Here is an 18,047-nt window from a genome sequence, read left to right on the forward strand (position 1 = left end):
CAGTTTTGTGGTTTTGGGCAGGGGACAGGGAATATTGACTTACAGCGGCTGCCGGTGAATCCGGGTATAGGGAATCCCATGAGCTATCAAACACTTTCTGAGCTGTGCAAATCTCTGCGATGGTCGAGGATTGATCATGAAAGAGGAGAGCGGGCTGATGTTTATTGTGCGTCGGATGCTGAGCTGGAAAGGGCAGAGTCATCCGTGGGAGCAAGATTCCCCGACGATTATCGCTGGTTTATGAAACATTATGGGATGCGGGGACTGGAAGACCCCAGAGTGAACCTGTGCATCCACGGGTATTCATTGTCGTTTCTGGGGATGTTTTCTCCGGTTGATATTGCGGCGCTCAACAGCCATAAATGGTCCTCCTGTGATCTTTTGGGGAAGTCACTCATTCCGCCCTGGATGCTGCCTGTGGCTGATTCTCTTTCCGGTGACATTTTGCTGCTGGATCTCTCTGCCGCGGCTTATGGCACTGTGTGGATGCGCCCCCGCCAGCAGGCGTCGGTAAAATGGTGTGCAAGCAGCCCGGAACTGATACCGATTGCCGATTCATTTACCGCACTCATCGCCATCATTGTTGCCCAACCCCAAAAGGCCAGCCCGGGATTTAATCAGGACGAGGCTTTGCTGCTGTAAACCCGGTTATCTGCCGACACTGCCGGAGTCGCTGGTGGTGGCTGCTGAAATTTGCTACTATTCGCGCAATTCACCGCACAGCCCTGGCTGTGCGGTTTTTCTTTTCCTGCAGGATTAATCCCTTGAACCAGATACAGCCAGAATCCCAGGTGGCGTTTGCCAGCCTGTCATTAAAACCTCAGTTGCTGAGTACCCTCGACAGCATCGGCTTTGCCGCCATGACGCCGATTCAGGCCGCCAGCCTGCCGCTGATCCTGGCTGGTAAGGATGTGATAGCTCAGGGAAAAACCGGCAGTGGCAAGACGGCCGCCTTTGGTTTGGGGCTGCTGGATAAACTGGATGTGAAGCGTTTTCGCATTCAGTCACTGGTGCTGTGTCCGACCCGGGAACTGGCGGATCAGGTTGCCAAGGAAATCCGCACCCTGGCCCGAGGCATTCACAATATCAAGGTACTGACCCTGTGTGGTGGTGTGCCGGTTGGCCCGCAGATTGGCTCGCTGGAGCATGGCGCGCACATTATCGTCGGTACTCCGGGGCGGGTGCTGGATCATCTGGAGCAGGGACGACTGGATTTTTCCGGGCTGACCACCCTGGTGCTGGATGAAGCTGACCGCATGCTGGAAATGGGCTTTACCCAGGCGATGGACAGTATCGTTGCCCAGACGCCGGCCAATCGTCAGACCCTGCTGTTCAGTGCCACCTTCCCTGAGCAGATCAACGCCATGGCGCAGCGTATGATGCGCTCACCGGAAATGATTAAGGTAGAGGCGACCCACGACAGTCAGAGTATCGCCCAGCATTTCTTCCATCTGGAAGACAAGAGCCAGAAGCTCAGGGCATTGCAACTCTTGCTGCTGAAGTTTCAGCCTGAAAGTGCGGTGGTGTTTTGCAACACCAAACGTGAGACTCAGGCGGTAGCCGATGAGCTGGCGGCGTTGGGTTTCAGTGCGCTGGCACTGCACGGCGATCAGGAGCAGCGCGAGCGTGACCGCACTTTGGTGCAATTTGCCAACAAGAGCATCAATATCCTGGTGGCCACTGATGTGGCGGCGCGCGGCCTGGATATCGACAATCTGGATGCGGTCTTTAACTTTGAAATGGCCTACGACAGAGAGGTGCATATCCACCGCATCGGGCGTACCGGCCGTGCCGGCAGCCAGGGGGAGGCATTCAGCTTCTACACAGGTAAGGACAGCTTCAAAATTGCTGCGCTGGAAGAGGTGCTGGGTTATGAGATCCAGGATGAAGAGCTGCCCGGTGAGCAATATCTGCAGGCCATGCCCTACCGACCTGTGATGACCACTCTGGTGATCGATGGTGGCAAGAAGCAGAAGCTGCGTCCCGGGGATATTCTCGGTGCGCTGACGGCCGACAAGAGCATGACGGGTGATGACATCGGCAAGATTAAAATCACCGATATCCGCTCCTTTGTGGCGGTTAAGCGCCAGTGTGGCAAAAAAGCCCTGACGATTCTCAACAAGGGCAAGCTCAAGGGCCGTCAGTTCCGCGCCTTTGCCGTGTACTGAAATAAAAAGGCTCAGCCAATTACCGGCTGAGCCTTGCTTTGTGCCGTCGTTAGCTATAGCTGCTGCGTTAAGCAGGTGTCAGGATTGACATCTGCATTGGGCAGCGCCTATTGCTTCCCGGCTTTGGGGATACACTCAAGCTGCGTCAGCGGTTCAAATGCGCCGGTTTTACCGTAAAACAGGCCACACACCTCACCCCTGAGCTGCAGCTGAAACTGGCTGGCAAGCTCAAACTCCCGGCCCATGACAGGTAAGCCCTGTCGATCCTTTGCCTGAGTCTTTTCCAGCAGCAATACATCGGTCTTTTCAAACACATCGTCAGCCAAACCCGGCGCAACGCCACCTTTGAGTTTGACAATCGCCTGTTGGATCTCCTGTTTGGCTGCCGGACTGGTGTGTTTGCTCAATGCCGCCAGCGGCTGTGCTGAGGTTGACTGACAGCCTGAGATCATGAGGATTGCCGGTAACAGCAAACCCAAAGTGCTGTGTGCTGTCATTGCGTCAGATCCCGGATATCAGTGTAAATGCTGCCCTGACGCAGAGGGTGGAATGGCTGCTCAATGGCAAGCCCCCGTCCCTGCAGGCTCTGTGGTGCATTCAGATTGCGTTTTACCGGTACTGCAGGGCAGGTGCCGTCCTGCATATATTGCAGTGCCGCCGCCAGCATGGCTTCCTGCTCATCGCCCAGCGGCTGACTGAAATCATCCGCCACGGTGCAGCCGGGCACTTTGGCATCCACTCCCATGTCGGTCACAATATTGCTGGCCGGAGTGGGGATAAAACCATCGGCATAGTCACCGAAGTTTTTCTCATTCACCCCTTTGAACTGTACGGTGAAGTACACCAGACCACAGTTTTGCTGAGGCAGGAAGCCGTATGGCTTGCCCCGGGTCTGGCCGCCGATCAGGATCACTTCCACATCAATTCCCCGCAGGGCGTTGATCAGCGACTCACTGGCAGAGGCTGTGCCTGAGGTGCTGAGGATATACACCTTGCTCAGGCCAACATAGGGCAGAGGATCGGTGAATACACTCTGATCCCAGTCGATGGCTCTTGGCACAAAGTTGATACTCTCGTTGTAGGCGCTGCGTTTGTCGTTATAGGCCAGAGTCTCAAATACCCGATTCTGACTGCCGCTGCCGGCAATCATGTATCCCAATTGGGCCGATTGATAAATGAGCCCGCCGCCGTTATAACGCATATCGATAACCAGCTCATCAATGCCTGCAGTGCTGAACTGACTGAAGGCTTGGATCAGCCCGGATTGAGCTGCGCTGATAAATTGATTGTGCTGCAGATAGCCGACTTTACGGCCCTGATTTTCGATAACCCTGATGTTCTTCACCGGTGACAGCGCGATTTGAGCTGCAGTCAGGGTGACGGTTTTGGTTGAGCCGGTACGGGTTTCAAAGGTGAAACGGTAGCTTTTACCCATCTGCGGATAGAACAGGGCTTCATTGATGGCGTCTATATCTGCAGAGGCATTGGTATTCACAAAGTCGATGGCATTTATCTTCAGCAGTTTATCGCCGCGCTCGACTCCGGCCAGTTCGGCACCTGAGGCGGTTTCCGTATAAGCGACTTTCAGATCCCGTGGTGCATAGGTTTCGATAAAGGCCCAGTTAATCCCATAGCCGCCGGTCAGTCCGGATTGCGACTCCTGCATGTAGTTTTCATAGGTGTCGACAAAGTGGAACTCATCCTTGTCACGGCCAGAGTCGGTGACCTGAGTGGTTCGTAAAATATCGAAGTAGCTGATCACTGAGTTGTAACTATTTGGATTTGGATCAGGCAGTTCGTCATACCAAAGGTAGGTTTCGTTACTGAAAGATCTCAGATACATTTTTTCCAGAAAGACTGAACCGGCTTTATCCGGATAGGCTTCATTGGTGTAAGGATCTGTGCCTGAGCGGGGAGCGGAACACTGGTTAATAAATTGACTGGCGGGCTCATAAACACCGGCTGTCCAGGTTGGTGTGGTATTGCCCCCACCGTCTGGATTGATTACCGGAGGCGTTGGCTCCTTGCCACCACTGCTGCCACCACAACCGGCCAGCAAAGCCGAAAGTAATATGGCCGGAATCGAAAGTGTGTGTTTTGAATATCTGAATCTTGTCATTTCCTTACTCCATGGAAAACTGCTGTTCATTTCGTCATCAATCAAGGCGCAAGATTACCATTGTTATCTCCATGTGTGTAAAGGTGTTTTTTTTGTTGCTTTTGATGCTGTATCCAATCATCTGGCACGGATGGCGTGGCGGTTATACCGATAGCAGGGCCAGCGCCATCAGCACCACTCTGGCAAGAAATTCAGGGTTGATCCGCGCAGCTGTATCCTGCTCTGTATGGTATTGGGGATGATTGCCGCTGCCCATAAACAGCCAGGGGATGCCTTGCCGGTGAAAAGGATAATGATCAGACGCTCTCAACCAGTCAATTTGTTCACTGATAAATGAACCGCGTCCCAGACCTCTGGGATGGCCAAGCCGGACACATAATCCGATTGTTTGATTGGCATCGCGCAGTGCTTCCCGGATCAGTGGGGCATCGATGGGGGCGCGCAGACTCTGCAGGCCCTGTATATAAAGCCGTTGGCTGTTATCCGGCCGGCCCACCATATCCAGATTCAACACCAGCTCTATGTGGTGGGTCAGCCCCTGTTGCTGCAGTTGTTCAAGCAGGGCTTTACTGCCGTATAGCCCCGGCTCTTCGGCATCGGTAAACACCAACAACAGGTTTATCTCTGTGTCGATTTGGCTGTGCATGCCTGCCAGCGTCAACAGTGCCGCGACTCCGGAGGCATTATCATCGGCGCCGGGAAAATAGCGGCCATTGGGATTAATTGCTCCGGCTTTCCCTCCCAGATGATCATAATGTGCCAGCAGCAAACGCCAGCGTGTTGGGTTGTGGCCCGGTCGCCAGCCGACCAGATTCCGCCCCTGCTTACTGATAAAGCCCTGCTGGTACTGAAACTCGTGGGAATAGCTGCCAAGCCAGGGTTGTAGCCCACTGGTACTCAGGCGTTGTTGCAGATAGCTGCGGGTCAGTTCGGCACCTGCGCTGCCGGTCTTTCTGCCATTCAGCTGCGGGCTGGTGAGGTACTGAATATCCTGCAACATCGTCCGACTAAGGCGCTGATCGGCGGCGGTGACTGAGATGTCACAATCCTGTCCTATCAGCTGCTCGTTGGCGGCGCAGGCGGATAACAGCAGGATTGCGCCGGAGAGAATCAGGTTTTTCATTATGTCATCAGTTTGCCGAATTCATTTCAGTTAATGTCAGCTGCGCAGTCACTGCAATCGCTGGCGGTGAAATTTTGTCAATTTACGCTGTTCAGCTTGTGTTCATCCCGTCGGCAGTTTATTGATACAAACTGTTACCTTTAAGGATGGAAAGGAGTTGTGATGAACACATTCAACAAGCGTCTGTTGGCAATCAGTCTGGCGGCTTTGGCGACTACGGCTTATGGCGATCCGGCCAAGCAGGAGGCGCACAAACAACAATCGGAAATCGCCCGCGAACAGGCTAAATTGGAGCGTGATGCTGCCAAAGAGCAGGCCGCGCTGGAGCGGGATCTGGCGAAAGATGATCGGGCGCTGGACAGAGATGTCCGCAAACTTGAGACTCAGTCAGATCGCGAAGCGGCAAAGCTGGAGGCCGAAGCCACCAGAGAAGCCCGTAAGCTGGATGTTGAATCAGAGCGCGAAGCCCGCAAGCTGGATAAAGATGCCCGCCGGGAGTCCCGCAAAGAGCGTCAGCAGGCGCAGTCAGAGCTGAAAAAAGCGCAGGCCGCCTACGATAAGGATGTCAATAAAGCAGAGGCGGCATACGACAAAGATCTTCGCAAGGCAGAAGCCGACGCCAAACAGGGCAGCGCCAAGCTGAACAAGGATAAGGACAAAGCAGCCCGTAAGGCGGAAAAAGCCAAGCAGCAGGCCGAGAAGCAGGCCAGTCAGCATCAATAATACTGTCAGGGCCGGGCATCCGGCCCTGCACTTTTGGCTCCTTGCCGGTCAGATTTCCCTCCAAATTTCGTTATTTCTTGATTTGTGTTGCTTTTTTGGACAGATTGCAGGCGTAAACTGATGCTGAGTTCACGGATGAAGTTCGCAGATGGAAAAACTTACCCTTGGGCAACTCGAGGAAATAGTTGCCTTATTGCCCGATCCCGCATTCATATTGAGCCGTGATGGTCGCTACCTTGCTTATCTGGGGGGCGTCGATCAGGACTCATATCACGATGGCAGCCCGCTGGTGGGATGCTCTCTTAAAGACGTGTTGCCGGCGGACAAGGCGCAGTGGTTTATCGAACAGATTAAACTGTCGCTGAAAAATGCTCAGGTTAAGGTGGTTGAATATGATCTTGGCGTTGATGAGGTGCAGGGTGTGGAACCCCGGGGACCCGTGGGAATGCTGCATTTTGAGGGGAAAATTGTTCCTCTGAAGTCGAGATTCAACGGCCAGCGCGCGGTGCTTTGGTTAACCCGCAACATAACCCGCAGATACAAGCTCGAGCAGAAGCTCAGAACCCTGAGTGAAACTGATTCTCTGACCGGCCTGTACAATCGCAGGTTCATGCAGGATACCCTGAAAAAGTATCTGAAAAGCCACAGTCGCCAACGTCGGATTGCGGCACTGATCTTTCTCGATGTGGATTTCTTCAAGCGGATCAATGACAACTATGGTCATCCAGTGGGCGACAAGGTGCTGTGTCAGTTGAGTGAGCGGATTGAGCGCCAGCTCAGGGAGGAAGATGTGGCGGCTCGCATCGGCGGTGAAGAATTTGCATTGCTGCTGCCCAGAACCCGTCTGGAAGAAGCTGTGCAGGTGGCCAACAGGATCCGCCAGGCGGTGGGCAGTGAGCCGGTTGTCGTCGGTGAGCTGGCTATCAGTGTTACCCTCAGTGCCGGGGTGACTCAGCTGCATGAAGGTGATTGCGTCAATTCCGCACTTTGCCGTGCCGACAAGGCCCTGTACGCCGCCAAACAGACGGGGCGGAATCGGGTCTGTGTGGCCTGAAAAAGCGGGCGTGAGCTATTCGATGCACTGGAAATACCAATCCGCATGGAAGATGGCTCTCATCGGAGCCATGTCAGCCATTCGAGTACAAGCGAAATTGGTGACGGCATAGTGGTTCTCTGGCTAAACAATTTGGTGCAGTGAGCGTGTGGCTGACTTACCTCCCGAAGGGTGAGTTTTAAAGGCATGCATACTGCCCAGAGCCTGCTGTTGTAAACAAGAGGCGATTTATCCCGATAGACCTTCAATTGCTCAGATTGTCTTCACACCTTTAAATTCTCCCTGAGTGACTAAACTCCTATGCGGATTGATATAAATTCATTCTGGATGGTGGCGCTGAAGCAAGCATCAACAAAGCGTCGGGCAAGGGCTCGATGCCAGAGGGCTGTTCTCTGAGCCGCGAAAGGGAGCAGCAACGGCTGGAAGGCCGTTGTTCGCGTAAAAAAAGAGCCATGCTGATGCATGGCTCTTCTGGTTTAGTACCTGGGGTTTTATTCCTGGGATTTAGTACCAGGGGTTGGCTCTCTGGGGAGAGCAAGGCGCTCGCTTAACGCTGCTTTTTCCCCTGGCGGCGTTGGCGCTTTGCCACCTGATAATGCCAATCAGGCCATTTTCTGCAGCAGCGGCTTTAAGAAGCGGGCGGTGTGAGAGGTTGGGTGCTCTGCCACCTGCTCCGGCGTGCCGGTAACCAGAATAGTACCGCCGCCTGAGCCGCCTTCCGGCCCCAGATCTACAATCCAGTCTGCCGTCTTAATCACATCCAGATTATGCTCAATCACCACTACGGTATTGCCGTGTGACTTGAGGCGATGCAGTACATCCAGCAGCAGCTGGATATCGGCAAAGTGCAGACCGGTTGTCGGTTCATCCAGAATGTACAGGGTTTTGCCGGTATCGCGCTTGGACAGCTCCTTGGCCAGTTTCACCCGCTGGGCTTCACCGCCTGATAGTGTGGTGGCGCTCTGGCCCAGACGGATATAGGACAAACCGACATCCATCAGGGTTTGCAGCTTGCGGGCAATCGCAGGCACGGCATCGAAGAAATCACGGGCTTCCTCGACTGTCATCTCCAGCACTTCGTGGATGTTCTTGCCCTTGTACTTCACTTCCAGGGTTTCGCGGTTGTAGCGCTTGCCCTTACAGGCATCACAGGGCACGTACACATCCGGCAGGAAGTGCATTTCTACCTTGATAAGACCATCGCCCTGACAGGCCTCACAGCGACCGCCTTTGACGTTAAACGAGAAACGCCCGGGCTGATAACCCCGGGTGCGGGATTCCTGGGTAGCGGAAAACAGCTCCCGGATAGGCGTGAAGATGCCTGTGTAGGTCGCCGGATTGGAGCGCGGGGTGCGGCCAATCGGACTTTGGTCGATATCCACCACTTTGTCGCAGTGGTCCATACCCTCAATCTTGCTGTAGGGGGCAGGTTCATCCACCGTGGCCTTGTTCAGCATGCGATGGGCGATTTTAAAGAAGGTGTCGTTGATCAGTGTCGATTTGCCTGAGCCGGAAACGCCGGTGACACAGGTCATCAGTCCGACAGGGATGGTCAGGTCGACGTTTTTGAGGTTGTTGCCGCTGGCACCAAACAGCTCAATTACCTTGCTGGCATCATAGGGGGTACGTTCACCGGCAACGCTGATCTGTTTTTTGCCACTGATGTACTGGCCGGTGACCGAATCTTCGCAGGCAATAATGGCGTCAATCGGCCCATCGCAGATCACTTCGCCGCCATGCACACCGGCGCCCGGACCGATATCGATAATATGATCGGCCATGCGGATGGCGTCTTCGTCATGCTCGACCACGATGACGGTGTTGCCCAGATCTCTCAGATGCGTCAGGGTGCTCAGCAGTCGCTCGTTGTCGCGCTGGTGCAAACCAATGGACGGTTCATCCAGTACATACATGACGCCCACCAGACCGGCACCAATCTGGCTGGCCAGCCGGATGCGCTGGGCCTCACCGCCGGACAGGGTTTCGGCGCTGCGCGACAGGCTCAGATAATTCAGTCCCACATTCACCAGAAAGCCCAGGCGGTCCCGCACTTCCTTGAGGATCTTCTCGGCGATCTGCGCCTTCTGGCCGTCAAACTCCAGCGCCTCAAAGTAGGCCATGGCTTCGCCGATGGACCATTCGGTCAGGGTTGGCAGATTAAGATCGTGAATGAATACGTTGCGGGCTTCTTCCCGCAGACGCGAGCCGCCACAGCTTTTACAGCTCTGGTGGGAGATATATTTGGCCAGCTCTTCGCGCACTGAGTTGGATTCAGTCTCGCGGTAGCGTCTGTCCATATTGTTGAGAATGCCTTCAAAGGGGTGGTTGCGCACCACCACATCACCGCGATCGTTGATGTATTTGAAGGAAATATTCTCTTTGCCTGAGCCGTAGAAGATGATCTTCTGCACCTTGGCGGGCAGATCTTTAAAGGGCACCTCCACGTCGAACTTATAGTGTTCGCCCAGCGACTTGAGCATCTGGAAGTAATAGAAGTTGCGTCTGTCCCAGCCGCGAATGGCACCGCCGGCCAGCGACAGTTCATCACTGGTGATCACCCGCTCGGGGTCGAAGAAGGTCTGCACCCCCAGACCATCACAGGTAGGGCAGGCGCCTGCCGGATTGTTGAAGGAGAAGATCCTTGGCTCCAGCTCCGCCATGGAGTAACCACAGTGCGGACAGGCAAAGTTGGCGGAGAAGATCAGCTCTTCGCCCGGGCCATCCATGGGGGCGACCACGGCGATGCCGCCGGACAGTTCCAGCGTGGTTTCAAAGGATTCCGCCAGCCGCTGCTGCAGATCCGCCTTAACCTTGAATCTGTCCACCACCACTTCGATGGTGTGTTTGACGTGCAGATCCAGCGCCGGTGGATCGGACAGATCGCACACCTCGCCATCGATGCGGGCACGGATATACCCCTGCGCCGCCAGGCTGTCCAGCAGCTTGACGTGTTCGCCCTTGCGGCCGTTGACCACAGGCGCCAGCAACATCAGGCGTTCGCCTTCGGGCATCTCCAGCACCTTGTCGACCATCTGGCTGACGGTCTGGGCGGTCAGCGGCTGGCCATGGGTCGGACAGCGTGGCTCGCCGACACGGGCGAACAGCAGGCGCAGATAGTCGTAAATTTCAGTAATGGTGCCCACGGTCGAGCGCGGATTGTGGGAGGTGGACTTCTGTTCGATGGAGATAGCCGGGCTTAAGCCTTCGATATGGTCGACATCGGGCTTTTCCATCAGGCTGAGGAACTGGCGCGCATAGGCGGAGAGGGACTCAACGTAACGACGCTGGCCTTCGGCATACAGGGTATCAAACGCCAGCGATGACTTACCGGAACCGGACAGGCCGGTGATGACGATGAGTTTGTCCCGTGGAATTGTCAGGTTGATATTTTTGAGGTTGTGGGTGCGGGCACCCCTGACTTCAATCTTGTCCATCTCTCGCTCAAGGTTAGGCTGCACAAAAGAGAACAAGTATCGCACAGAACCAGATGGGTGTGCAGGGGCGATTTGGCGATTGCATTAAACGGCCCTGGCTGCTTTGTTGCAGTGCTTGCAAAGGTCCAGGGCCACTAACTTCACGCTGCGCCGCGCATCCAGAGGCTGTCAGCACTCGCAGAGCACGCACGGGACTTATTCGCACCTTCCCTAATGCTCGGGGGATATTCACTAAGTGGCTGATGCCACGAGGCAGGTGAACGACAGATGAAGCCCTTTTGTTTTGGGCATCTGTGGGGGATATGTTAATATCGCGCCCCTGAATTTTAACCAGCAGGACAACTATTCATGTCGGCAAGCGGTCTGTCGGGCACCGAGAAGAAAGTCGCGTTTTCCCTCGCCAGTGTGTTCGGACTGCGAATGATGGGCTTGTTTATGATCATGCCCGTGTTCGCCCTTTATGGTCAGCATCTTGAGGGATTCTCCCCCCTGTGGGTTGGGATTGCCATCGGTGCTTATGGGTTAACCCAGGCGGTGCTGCAGATCCCGATGGGGATTTTGTCAGACCGCATCGGCCGCAAGCCGGTGATCATGGGTGGCCTGCTGGTGTTTGCATTGGGCTCTGTGGTCGCCGCCATGGCTGACACCATCTATGGCGTGGTCGCCGGTCGGGCACTGCAGGGCATGGGCGCGATTGCGGCGGCGGTACTGGCACTGGCAGCGGACTTAAGCCGGGATGAGCAGCGCACCAAGGTGATGGCCATCATAGGCATGTGTATTGGTTTCTCCTTCGCCCTGTCCTTGCTGCTGGGGCCTGTGGTGGCCCAGCACATGGGACTGTCAGGTCTGTTTGGACTGACCGCCGGGCTGGCACTGCTGGGTATAGTGATAGTGCAGCTGCTGGTGCCCAATCCGGTTTCCCACGCACCCAAAGGCGATACTCTGGCAGCGCCGGCGCGTATTGTGCAGATGCTGAAAAACCCGCAACTGGTGCGTCTGGATGCCGGTATCTTTATTCTGCATCTGGTACTGACCGCTGTGTTTGTGGCGCTGCCGCTGGATCTGGTGGATGCGGGATTTGCCAAAGAGCAGCACTGGAAACTCTACTTCCCGGCCTTTATCGGCGCCTTCTTCCTGATGGTGCCGCTGATTATCATTGGTGTGAAACGCAGGAATGCCAAAGGCATGTTCCAGCTGGCACTGGTGATATTGCTGGTCTCACTGGGGCTGATGGCGGCCTTTTCGCATTCGCTGGTGTGGCTGAGTGTGGCTGTGGTGCTGTTTTTCACCGGCTTTAACTATCTGGAAGCCTCTTTGCCGAGTCTGATCGCCAAGTTCTGCCCTGTGGGCGAGAAGGGCACTGCCATGGGGGTGTACTCTACCAGCCAGTTCCTCGGCGCCTTCTGCGGCGGTCTGATTGGCGGTGTGGCTTATCAGTGGCTGGGTGCCACCGGGGTGTTTCTGGCGGCCATGGTATTGATGCTGGTATGGCTGCTGCTGAGCCTGGGAATGCAAAATCCTGTGCTGCTGAAAAGTTACACGCTGGAGGCTCAGGTGGCCGGGAAAGAGCAGGCCAGAGCCATGGCTGAGCAGTTGTCCAAATTGGATGGTGTAGCGGAAGCCATTGTTGTGCTTGAGGAAAAAGTTGCATATTTAAAAGTCGATGAGCATTTCGATTTGAGACAGGCCCGAGCTGTGTTAGGCTCTGCCAATTAAACAGATTTTTCGTGATAAATCGCAGGAGATTTTGATGGCCAGTCGTGGTGTGAATAAAGTGATTCTTGTAGGTAACCTGGGACAAGACCCAGAGGTGCGTTATATGCCAAATGGCAACGCAGTTGCCAACGTCACTGTGGCTACCAGCGAAACCTGGAAAGATCAGCAAGGTCAACAGCAGGAACGTACCGAATGGCACCGTGTGGTGGTGTTCGGCAAACTGGCTGAAATCGTGGGTGAATACCTGCGTAAAGGTTCTCAGGTTTACTTTGAAGGTAAACTGCAGACCCGTAAGTGGAAAGATCAGAGCGGCCAGGACAGATATACTACTGAAATCGTGGTCGATCAGAGCGGCAGCATGCAGATGCTGGGCGGCCGTGCTCAGGGTCAGGGTGGCCAGCCGCAGAATGGCGGTGGCAACAACTATGGCCAGTCAAACCAAAACCAGTATGGTGGTGGTCAGCAACAACAGTATCAGCCAGCCCAGAGCGGTGGTTATGGTCAGCAGCAGGCTGGCTATGCACCGCGTCAGCAGCAATCTGCGCCACAGCAGCCTGCTTATCAGCCAGCACCTGCTCAGGCAGCTCCGGCGCAGCAGGCTCCGGCTCAGCGTCCTGCACCACAGCCTCAGCAGCCAGCGCAGCAGAACTACACGCCGGATCTGGATGACGGTTGGGATGACGATATCCCATTCTGATCCCAAAGGATTTGAATTTCTGACAAAACCCCGCATGATGCGGGGTTTTGTGTTTTTGGGGCATAGGTTGTCAGGGGAATAACCAAAGAGCTGTAGCTGAGGCGCTGTAAATTCGGGCAAAAAAAAACTGCCGGCCATCGGAGGTTATGACAGCCAGCAGGGCAACTTGCAAAAGTAATTTTTAGGTGGGGAGATAACACTTCAGCGCTTATCAGTTGCCAACAGCTGTATCTGACGGTCTGCTCTCACGGTCAGCTCAGACCTCTGGCGTTTTAGCGCTAACTGTTTAGCCTGGTTGCTTTTTTTGAGGAAGCCACCACTCATGACGCTGAATCTCTGGTTGTTGTCGAAGTTATAGGTTGCGCTGCGGATTTTTACCGCTAAAAGATTTTGAAAATAATTGAACCTTTTAAAATCAAATAGTTATTAGAGATTGTGATGGGCTATCGCTGAGGGGACAGTGGGATATATTGGGCCAGCAGTTCATACAACTCGTCCTGATCGACGGCCACGCCCTGAGCACCATGCTTGTGTACCAATTGCTGTTGAGCTTCTGAAGGGACAATCGTATACAGCAGATACGGGGTTTCATTGCCGGACCGGCGCATCTGATCGACCAGTTTCATTCCGGCAAGAGGCTCATCCTGCCTGCCCATATCAGAAATCACTACATCGTAGTGATACATTGCCAGCAACATGAGTGCATCTGAAGTGTTGGCCGCGGTGTAAACGGCCATTCCCTGACGCTGCAGGTATTCACGCTCTGCCAGATTATTTTCCGGATGATCATCCACCCACAGTACCCTGGCCTTGATTTCTCTGGGCTCCGCCAGATTGAGAGAGTCAGTGGCATCGGTTGCCAGAAATAATCGGCTTGTCAGTGCAAGCAGGAGAATGATTATCAGCGCTACCGGCCACAACCGATGTATTCGTTTTGCCGGTGCGGCTGGCGTTGACACCGGCTGGCTGACGCTTTCGCTTTTCAGTATTGACAATACTTCCGCCGACAGCCGATAGCCACGACCATGCAGTGTCTGAATAACGGGAAAATCGGCGCCGGCAGATTTCAGCAGTTTGCGGGTATCGGAGATCAGTCGCGAGATAGACCAGTCACTGACGACTGTGTCAGGCCAGAGAGTGTCCAGCAGCGTTTGTTTATCAACATATTCGGGAGCATGTTCGATAAGCAGTAACAACAGATTGAGAATGCGCTCATCGCAGTTCAGCATACGCCCCTGATAGCTGAGACTCTGGGTCCGGGTGTCGAGCACAAAGTGATCAAACCGGTAGCGCATCATTTCTCCCACGTGATTCGGTGATTGTGTAAAACTTATTCAAACACTGTCACTTAGCAGCAGTCAAATGCAATCCGGTGACAGCATATCAGGGGTTGATTATATAACTTGGCCATCTGTGTGCTTATTCGTGACACAGGGCGTTGTCAGCGTCTGCGCTCTGCACTAGAATCTGCTCCCTTTTTCGCCAACACAGTGTCAATGATGCAGTCTCAATCCAACACCTTTATGCCCTGGCTCAGAGTATTTCTGATGGCCCTGGCCGCCTTTATTTTCAATACCACGGAATTTGTGCCTGTCGGTATGCTGGCAAATCTGGGTGACAGTTTTGGGATGCGCGCTGAAGAAGTGGGTCCCATGTTGACCATTTACGCCTGGATTGTGGCGCTGGCATCCCTGCCTGCCATGTTGCTGCTGGCCGAGGTCGAACGCCGACGACTGCTGTTGTGGGTATTTACCCTGTTTGTGGCCAGCCACATGGTGTCCGCGGTGGCCAGCAGTTACACCATGCTGCTGGTATCCCGGGTGGGTATCGCGCTGGCACACTCAGTGTTCTGGTCGATTACCGCCGCCATGGCGGTGCGTCTGGCACCGCAGGGTAAAAGCGCCCAGGCGCTGGGGCTGCTGGCAACCGGCACGGTATTGGCTATGGTGCTGGGGATCCCGCTTGGGCGAGTGGTGGGAGAATGGTTTGGCTGGCGAACCACCTTCGCCGCAATTGGCGTGACCGCGGCGCTGGTGATGCTGGCGCTGTGGCGCTGGTTACCGGCCATGCCGGTGGTCAACAGTGGCAGTCTGGCCAGCCTGCCGTTGATTGCCCGCAACAAGCCCCTGCTGTGGCTGTATCTGCTGACCGTTATAGTGGTGACCGCCCAGTTTACCGGTTACACCTATCTGGAACCCTTGGTGCAGCAGGTGTGGCATTACCGTGGCGATATCACCACCTGGGTGCTGTTGGTGTATGGTGGCGCTGGGATCATCGGCAGTCTGCTGTTTAGCCGTCTGCAGCCGGTTCACCCGAACCTTCTGTTGCTGGGTGGTTCAGCCCTGCTGGCACTGTGTCTGGGATTGCTGTCACTGTCTCAGCTGCCGTTGCCACAACTGCTGTCGCTGGCAGGTGTGTGGGGCATAGCCATGATGCTGGTGGCGCTGGCCATGCAGGCCAGAGTGCTGCAATACGGCGCCAACGCGACCGATATCGCCATGGCCATCTACTCGGGTATTTTCAACGTGGGGATAGGCGGCGGAGCCCTGCTGGGCAGTCAGGTCGCCATGCATTGGGGCGTGGCCAATAATGGGCTGGTGGCCGTGGGGGTTATCAGTCTGGCGCTCGTGCCGCTCTGGTATTTGCTGCGCCGCCATCGCCGTGGCAATCCGGATACAGACTCAGAATGGGTGCAAATGCCTTCATAAGCAAAGCGCCCGAATACGGGCAAGGTCATGATCCCAAAGTATGCGCCCAAACAAATCAGGACAATAAAAAAGCCGCTGAATCCCGTTCAGCGGCTTTTTTGGCCGATACGAGCGGTTAAATGATTGGCGGCTTAAATCGCCCAGCCACCGGCGTAGAAGGCAACCAGCGCAGCGGTCAGCACCAGAATGCCGGGGCTGACTTTGCGCCACTCACCGGCGACCAGCCGACCGCACACCAGACACACGAAGCCCAGCATAATGCCGGTGACTATGTTGGCGGTCAGTACGATAAACACGGCGCACACCAAGCCGGAGAGGGCATCAACCGAGTCGTTGAAATCCAGCTTGCTGACATTGCTCAGCATTAGCAAACCCACATACATCAGCGCCGGCGCGGTGGCATAAGCCGGTACCAGATAGCTGATGGGTGAGATAAACAGCAGCAGCAAAAACAGCACGCCGACCACCACTGCGGTCAGGCCGGTTTTGCCACCCGCGGCAGTACCGGCGGCCGATTCGATATACACAGCCGCTGGCGAGCCGCCGACCACACCTGAGACTATGCTGCTGACCGAGTCTGAGGTCAGCGCCTTGCCGCCGTTGATGATGTTGCCGTCTTTATCCAGCAGATTGGCCTGGCCTGCCAGTGCGCGGATGGTGCCGGTGGCATCGAATACCGCCGTCATCACCAGCGCCAAAACGCTTGGCAGAATGACAGGGTTCAGCGCGCCCATGATATCCATGGTGCCAAACAGTGAGGCATCGCCGCTGATCTCAGGCATGGCGAAGAAACCGTGGAACTTTACATTGGGGTCGAAGATCAGGCCTATAACGGAAATGGCCACAATCACCAGCAGAATGCCGCCGGGGACACGGCGTTTTTCCAATCCCAGAATCGCCGCCAGACCGAGCACCGACAGGATCACCGGCAGTGAGGTGAAATCACCGAACTGAATTGGCAGGCCATTGCCCGGATTTTTGACAATCAGTCCGGCGCTGTTGGTGGCGATCAGCAGCAAAAACAGGCCAATACCGATACCGGTACCGTGGGCGATGCCCATCGGCAGGTGAGTCAAAATCCACTGGCGCAGGCCGGTGACAGTAATGGCGGTAAAAGCCACACCCATCAGGAATACCGCACCCAGGGCTACCGGGATAGAGATTCCCTGGCCCAGCACCAGACTGAAGGCGGTAAAGGCGGTCAGCGAGATGGCGCAGCCAATAGCCATTGGCAGGTTGGCCCACAGGCCCATCAGCAATGAACCGAAGGCTGCGACCAGACAGGTGGCCACAAACACTGAGCCCTGATCAAAGCCCGCGGCGCCCAGCATGCTGGGCACCACTATGACTGAATAGACCATCGCCAGAAAGGTGGTCAGGCCGGCCAGCAGCTCCTGGCGCACATTACTGCCCCGGGCAGAGATGGCGAACCACTGGTCCAGTGGTCCGGTGGGCGGGGTGTTGGTCTGCGCGAAGGCTTGTGCCTGCGGATTATTGTTTGTTGTTTTATCAGACATGGTTGGTTCCACTCTGGAGTTGTTGAGGTTGTGGGCAATCTGCCAGCGTCTGGGCTGGCGCTCAGGTGCTGGCATAAGAGGAAACTTGGCACTGCAAAAGTGCGCTGTTCAAAGTGGCGCGAATTATATCTGGCTGATCGGCGTGAAGGTGAATAATTTCAGCAAAACCCCCTGCGGGATACGCAAATTGTGGACGGGCACAAACACGGCTGCCGTCGGGATTTGCGTTTGATCCCTGTTAGTCTGTAAAGCGTGGGAATTGTGTTTGACTCACCTCGCGGCCCAGCGATCAGATTTCCGAGTCCTGATCAAACAGCGGCAGCGGGTTCAGTTCATTTTCTTCCTGTATCCTGGCAGCATCCATCACCGCAGATTTAGGCTCGATACGCCGGGCGATAATGGTGACGCCCTGGGTAAAACTGTAACCATAACCATAGCCGCCGCTTTCAAAGACGCTGCCGGAGCCGTGGATCGCCGCGAAATCATATTTACCTGAGGTAATAGGCATGATTGACTGCACCTCGTAACCCTCGGTATTCAGGGTTTCCACGGCAGCAGCAATATCCCGGCTCAGACGTTCACCATCGACCAGCGAGTCAGACTCTCCGGGGGATTTCTTTTTCGACCAGGCATCGGCGGCCTTGCCGGGCAGGGTCTGAAAATGAGCGGGTACATACAGGACTTTATTCATGGGCTGACTGTTTTTTGATTAATTTGCCTGCCATTGTGCATCGCTTTGCGCGGCTTGCCAAAACCTGATTGCCAAAAAATACTTGTTCAGATTTCGG

14 protein-coding genes are annotated in these 18,047 nt (G+C 55.1%); 7 read left to right on the forward strand and 7 right to left on the reverse strand.

All coding sequences use genetic code 11. The features are described from left to right. Positions 1-78: 78 nt before the first annotated feature. Both ACRRUX_RS11585 and dbpA read left to right on the forward strand, forming a co-directional pair. Complete coding sequence (locus ACRRUX_RS11585; protein ID WP_432530408.1) at positions 79-642, forward strand: SMI1/KNR4 family protein; 564 nt, start codon at positions 79-81, stop codon at positions 640-642. 149 nt (positions 643-791) lie between these two features. Then, entirely contained in the window at positions 792-2,168 is a 1,377-nt protein-coding gene (gene dbpA / locus ACRRUX_RS11590; protein WP_432530460.1) for an ATP-dependent RNA helicase DbpA, read from the forward strand. A gap of 107 nt (positions 2,169-2,275) precedes the next feature. On the opposite strand, the gene ACRRUX_RS11595 is transcribed toward dbpA, so the two are convergent. The 3 genes from ACRRUX_RS11595 to ACRRUX_RS11605 form a co-directional block, all read right to left on the reverse strand. Further along, a complete protein-coding gene (locus ACRRUX_RS11595) occupies positions 2,276-2,665 on the reverse strand; it encodes a hypothetical protein (RefSeq protein WP_432530410.1) in 390 nt (129 codons plus the stop codon). Continuing rightward, complete coding sequence (locus ACRRUX_RS11600; protein ID WP_432530412.1) at positions 2,662-4,287, reverse strand: S41 family peptidase; 1,626 nt, start codon at positions 4,285-4,287, stop codon at positions 2,662-2,664. The genes ACRRUX_RS11595 and ACRRUX_RS11600 overlap by 4 nt, the downstream gene beginning before the upstream one ends. Positions 4,288-4,429: 142 nt before the next feature. Next, positions 4,430-5,410, reverse strand: a complete 981-nt coding sequence (locus ACRRUX_RS11605) for a M20/M25/M40 family metallo-hydrolase (protein ID WP_432530414.1) — start codon at positions 5,408-5,410, stop codon at positions 4,430-4,432. A gap of 162 nt (positions 5,411-5,572) precedes the next feature. Between ACRRUX_RS11605 and ACRRUX_RS11610 the strand changes: the two genes are divergently transcribed. Together ACRRUX_RS11610 and ACRRUX_RS11615 are read left to right on the forward strand one after the other, a co-directional pair. Next, entirely contained in the window at positions 5,573-6,133 is a 561-nt protein-coding gene (locus ACRRUX_RS11610; RefSeq protein ID WP_432530416.1) for a hypothetical protein, read from the forward strand. A gap of 148 nt (positions 6,134-6,281) precedes the next feature. Beyond that, positions 6,282-7,187 carry a diguanylate cyclase gene (locus ACRRUX_RS11615; RefSeq protein ID WP_432530417.1) on the forward strand — a complete coding sequence of 302 codons (906 nt, stop codon included), beginning with the start codon at positions 6,282-6,284 and terminating at the stop codon, positions 7,185-7,187. A 602-nt stretch (positions 7,188-7,789) separates the two neighbouring features. Here ACRRUX_RS11615 and uvrA read toward each other — a convergent pair. Beyond that, positions 7,790-10,621, reverse strand: a complete 2,832-nt coding sequence (uvrA, locus tag ACRRUX_RS11620; RefSeq protein ID WP_432530418.1) for an excinuclease ABC subunit UvrA — start codon at positions 10,619-10,621, stop codon at positions 7,790-7,792. 348 nt (positions 10,622-10,969) lie between these two features. Here uvrA and ACRRUX_RS11625 point away from each other — a divergent pair, with 348 nt between their 5' ends. Both ACRRUX_RS11625 and ssb read left to right on the forward strand, forming a co-directional pair. After that, entirely contained in the window at positions 10,970-12,337 is a 1,368-nt protein-coding gene (locus tag ACRRUX_RS11625; RefSeq protein WP_432530420.1) for an MFS transporter, read from the forward strand. 34 nt (positions 12,338-12,371) lie between these two features. After that, entirely contained in the window at positions 12,372-13,034 is a 663-nt protein-coding gene (gene ssb, locus ACRRUX_RS11630) for a single-stranded DNA-binding protein (protein WP_432530422.1), read from the forward strand. Between the two features lie 443 nt (positions 13,035-13,477). Here ssb and ACRRUX_RS11635 read toward each other — a convergent pair whose 3' ends face one another. Then, the gene (locus ACRRUX_RS11635; protein ID WP_432530424.1) at positions 13,478-14,332 is read right to left on the reverse strand and encodes a response regulator; all 855 of its coding nucleotides are present in this window, start codon (positions 14,330-14,332) and stop codon (positions 13,478-13,480) included. 198 nt (positions 14,333-14,530) lie between these two features. On the opposite strand from ACRRUX_RS11635, the gene ACRRUX_RS11640 reads away from it, so the two are divergent. Next, positions 14,531-15,742 (forward strand): sugar transporter, encoded by a 1,212-nt coding sequence (locus ACRRUX_RS11640; protein ID WP_432530426.1) that lies wholly within the window; start codon positions 14,531-14,533, stop codon positions 15,740-15,742. A gap of 131 nt (positions 15,743-15,873) precedes the next feature. Here ACRRUX_RS11640 and ACRRUX_RS11645 read toward each other — a convergent pair whose 3' ends face one another. Continuing rightward, positions 15,874-17,334: an NCS2 family permease gene (locus ACRRUX_RS11645; RefSeq protein WP_432530428.1), complete on the reverse strand. Its 1,461-nt coding sequence runs from the start codon at positions 17,332-17,334 to the stop codon at positions 15,874-15,876. 214 nt (positions 17,335-17,548) lie between these two features. After that, positions 17,549-17,950: a hypothetical protein gene (locus tag ACRRUX_RS11650; RefSeq protein WP_432530430.1), complete on the reverse strand. Its 402-nt coding sequence runs from the start codon at positions 17,948-17,950 to the stop codon at positions 17,549-17,551. Positions 17,951-18,047: the final 97 nt, after the last annotated feature.

This window comes from Shewanella sp. GXUN23E (assembly GCF_050865035.1).
GTDB lineage: Bacteria > Pseudomonadota > Gammaproteobacteria > Enterobacterales > Shewanellaceae > Shewanella.

Coding starts and splice junctions, on each gene's coding strand:
- ACRRUX_RS11585 (WP_432530408.1), top strand. CDS start 79: ATGAGCTATCAAACACTTTCTGAGCTGTGCAAATCTCTGCGATGGTCG.
- ACRRUX_RS11595 (WP_432530410.1), bottom strand. CDS start 2,665: ATGACAGCACACAGCACTTTGGGTTTGCTGTTACCGGCAATCCTCATG.
- ACRRUX_RS11600 (WP_432530412.1), bottom strand. CDS start 4,287: ATGACAAGATTCAGATATTCAAAACACACACTTTCGATTCCGGCCATA.
- ACRRUX_RS11605 (WP_432530414.1), bottom strand. CDS start 5,410: ATGAAAAACCTGATTCTCTCCGGCGCAATCCTGCTGTTATCCGCCTGC.
- ACRRUX_RS11610 (WP_432530416.1), top strand. CDS start 5,573: ATGAACACATTCAACAAGCGTCTGTTGGCAATCAGTCTGGCGGCTTTG.
- ACRRUX_RS11615 (WP_432530417.1), top strand. CDS start 6,282: ATGGAAAAACTTACCCTTGGGCAACTCGAGGAAATAGTTGCCTTATTG.
- uvrA (WP_432530418.1), bottom strand. CDS start 10,621: ATGGACAAGATTGAAGTCAGGGGTGCCCGCACCCACAACCTCAAAAAT.
- ACRRUX_RS11625 (WP_432530420.1), top strand. CDS start 10,970: ATGTCGGCAAGCGGTCTGTCGGGCACCGAGAAGAAAGTCGCGTTTTCC.
- ssb (WP_432530422.1), top strand. CDS start 12,372: ATGGCCAGTCGTGGTGTGAATAAAGTGATTCTTGTAGGTAACCTGGGA.
- ACRRUX_RS11635 (WP_432530424.1), bottom strand. CDS start 14,332: ATGATGCGCTACCGGTTTGATCACTTTGTGCTCGACACCCGGACCCAG.
- ACRRUX_RS11640 (WP_432530426.1), top strand. CDS start 14,531: ATGATGCAGTCTCAATCCAACACCTTTATGCCCTGGCTCAGAGTATTT.
- ACRRUX_RS11645 (WP_432530428.1), bottom strand. CDS start 17,334: ATGCCAGCACCTGAGCGCCAGCCCAGACGCTGGCAGATTGCCCACAAC.
- ACRRUX_RS11650 (WP_432530430.1), bottom strand. CDS start 17,950: ATGAATAAAGTCCTGTATGTACCCGCTCATTTTCAGACCCTGCCCGGC.